Raw genomic sequence first — 2,352 nt, 5'->3', positions numbered from 1 at the left:
GTTGTCGGTGTACCAACCGAGGAAACAGGCGTCGTGGCGGCCCTGTGCCGTGTATTCGAGGAACGGACCGAACGACTGCTGGTTGATGTCGACTTCGATGCCGATGTCACCGAGGTTGGACGCGACAGTCTCTGCGGTCTGAATCGGCGACGGGTTGTACCCGCGTGGGTTCTGGAACGTCGCGAGTTCGAACGAGAAGCCGTCACCGTAGCCGGCCTCTTCGAGGAGGCTCTGTGCCTGCTCGGGGTCGTACGGGTACGGGTCGAGGTCCGAGTTGTGACCGAGGACGTTCGGTGGGAGTGGCTGGCTCGCCTGCGTCGCGAAGCCGGAGTAAATCTCGTTGACGATGGCTTCGGTGTTGATGGCGTAGCTCACTGCCTGGCGGACGCGCTTGTCGCGGAACTCCTCACGGCTCGCCATGTTGAACGCCATGTAACCGATGTTGATACCCTCGGTTCGGACGAGTTCGGCGTTGCTCGCGTTCTCGACCTGGATAGACGACTGCGCACCGAGGCCGTCGATGATGTCGAGTTCACCGCTGGCGAGCGACTGCGCACGCGTGGAGTTCTGGCCGATGGTGACGAAGACGACTTCGTCCACGTTCGGACCGTCGCCCCAGTAGTCGGGGTTCGCCGACAGACGGATGAGTTCGTTCGCGTCGTCGAGGTTCTCGAGTTGGAACGGACCGGTACCGACAGGGTTCTTGTTGAGGTCCGTGCCGTACTCCTCGATTGCAGCCTGGGAGTGAACGGCCGCCGCGAACATCGCCAGGTTGCGCAGGAACGGCGCGTACGTCTGGGTCAGCTGAATCGTCATCGAGTAGTCGCCGTCGACCTGAATCTCGTCGATCCAGGCTCCGAGCGTGAACGGACCGTAGGCGGAGACGTAGTCGTCGCCACCGTAGTACTCGTAGTCGGAGTCGACGAAGCGGCGGTACGTCGCGACGAAGTCCTGTGCGGTGAACTCCTCACCGTTGTGGAACGTCACGCCTTCGCGGAGCGTGATGGAGGCCGTCTGGCCTTCGAGACTGTACTCGGTCGCGAGTCCCTGCGTCAGCGTGGACTTGCCCGGTTCGAAGTTGATGAGCGTGTCGTAGAGTTGCTCGGTGACCTTCGCAACCTCACCGCTCGTACTGTTCTGGAAGTCGAGCGTGGGCGAGTGGCTCCCACGACCGTAACGGAGGACCTGCGGCGACCCGCTGTCGTCGCCGTTGCCACCATCGTTAGACTCGGTTTCGGTCGTATCGGCACCACCAGTATCCTCGGTGGTCGTCTCTTCGCCGTTACCGCCGGTACAACCAGCGAGTGCCGCGGTGGCCGCGGCCGTCCCCGCCGCGCTCAGGAAGCGGCGTCGGGAGACACTATTGCCATCTTGTGACATACGAGTAACTATCAATCACACCCTATAAAAATAACGAAGCGAGCGGCCGGCGAATGAGAGACAGCGGCGACTCGCTCCGGTAAATATCCGGAATTATCGAAAAGGGATTTCCTCGGATGTGAGTAGTTTTCCGATTAGTTATCCAACAAGTGGCACGCCGCGGGGTGGTCGGCCGTTCCGAGTTCGGGTGCGTCCCGCTCACAGACACTTTCGAACTGGTCGCGGAGCACGTCGGCGGCGTGTTCCCAGTCGTCGTCGACGACGTACCCGAGCGCTTCGTCGATGACTTCGACCAGTTCGGGAGACAACGAGTGCGAGAGGTGTGACTCGCGGAGTTCGTCGACGACAGCGCCGTGGTCGGCGGTGCCGCCGTCTGCGCTCACTGTCGCTGCCTCTCGTCCACTGCCTTCCGTCGCCTCTTCGCGCGCAGTCGCGACGTCGAGGCTCTGCTTTTCGATCCGTTGGCGGAGGTCCATCACTTCGCGGTACGCGGCCTGTTCGATATCGAGGTCTTCCGGCGGGATGACCTGCGGACACCGCGTCCGGAAGTGGCACCCCGACGGCGGGTTGATGGGACTCGGTACGTCGCCTTCGAGGATGATACGGTCGTCCGTCGAAGCCGCCGGGTCCGGTTCGGGAATCGCCGACAAGAGCGCCTGCGTGTAGGGGTGCCGCGGGTCGTCGAACAACTCGTCGGTCTGGGCGACTTCGACGATTTCGCCGAGGTACATCACGGCGATACGGTCCGAGATGTGCCGGACGACGGAGAGGTCGTGCGCGATGAAGAGGTAGGTCAGACCGAAGCGCTCTTGGAGGTCTTCGAGCAGGTTGAGAATCTGCGCCTGCACGGACACGTCGAGTGCCGAGACGGGTTCGTCGGCGACGATGAAGTCCGGGTCGACGGCGAGGGCGCGAGCGATACCGACACGCTGGCGCTGACCACCCGAGAGTTCGTGCGGATAGCGGTCGTAC

2 protein-coding genes are annotated in these 2,352 nt (G+C 62.7%); both read right to left on the bottom strand.

The annotated features are described in order from the left end of the window. Positions 1-1,380: ABC transporter substrate-binding protein (locus AUR66_RS11370; protein WP_058572519.1), on the bottom strand; the 1,380-nt coding region annotated here is incomplete at its 3' end. A gap of 134 nt (positions 1,381-1,514) precedes the next feature. Beyond that, positions 1,515-2,352: oligopeptide/dipeptide ABC transporter ATP-binding protein (locus AUR66_RS23060; RefSeq protein ID WP_157533076.1), on the bottom strand; the 838-nt coding region annotated here is incomplete at its 5' end.

It is taken from the genome of Haloferax profundi, assembly GCF_001469865.1.
Lineage (GTDB): Archaea > Halobacteriota > Halobacteria > Halobacteriales > Haloferacaceae > Haloferax > Haloferax profundi.
This window is presented reverse-complemented; position numbering and strand designations above follow the sequence as displayed.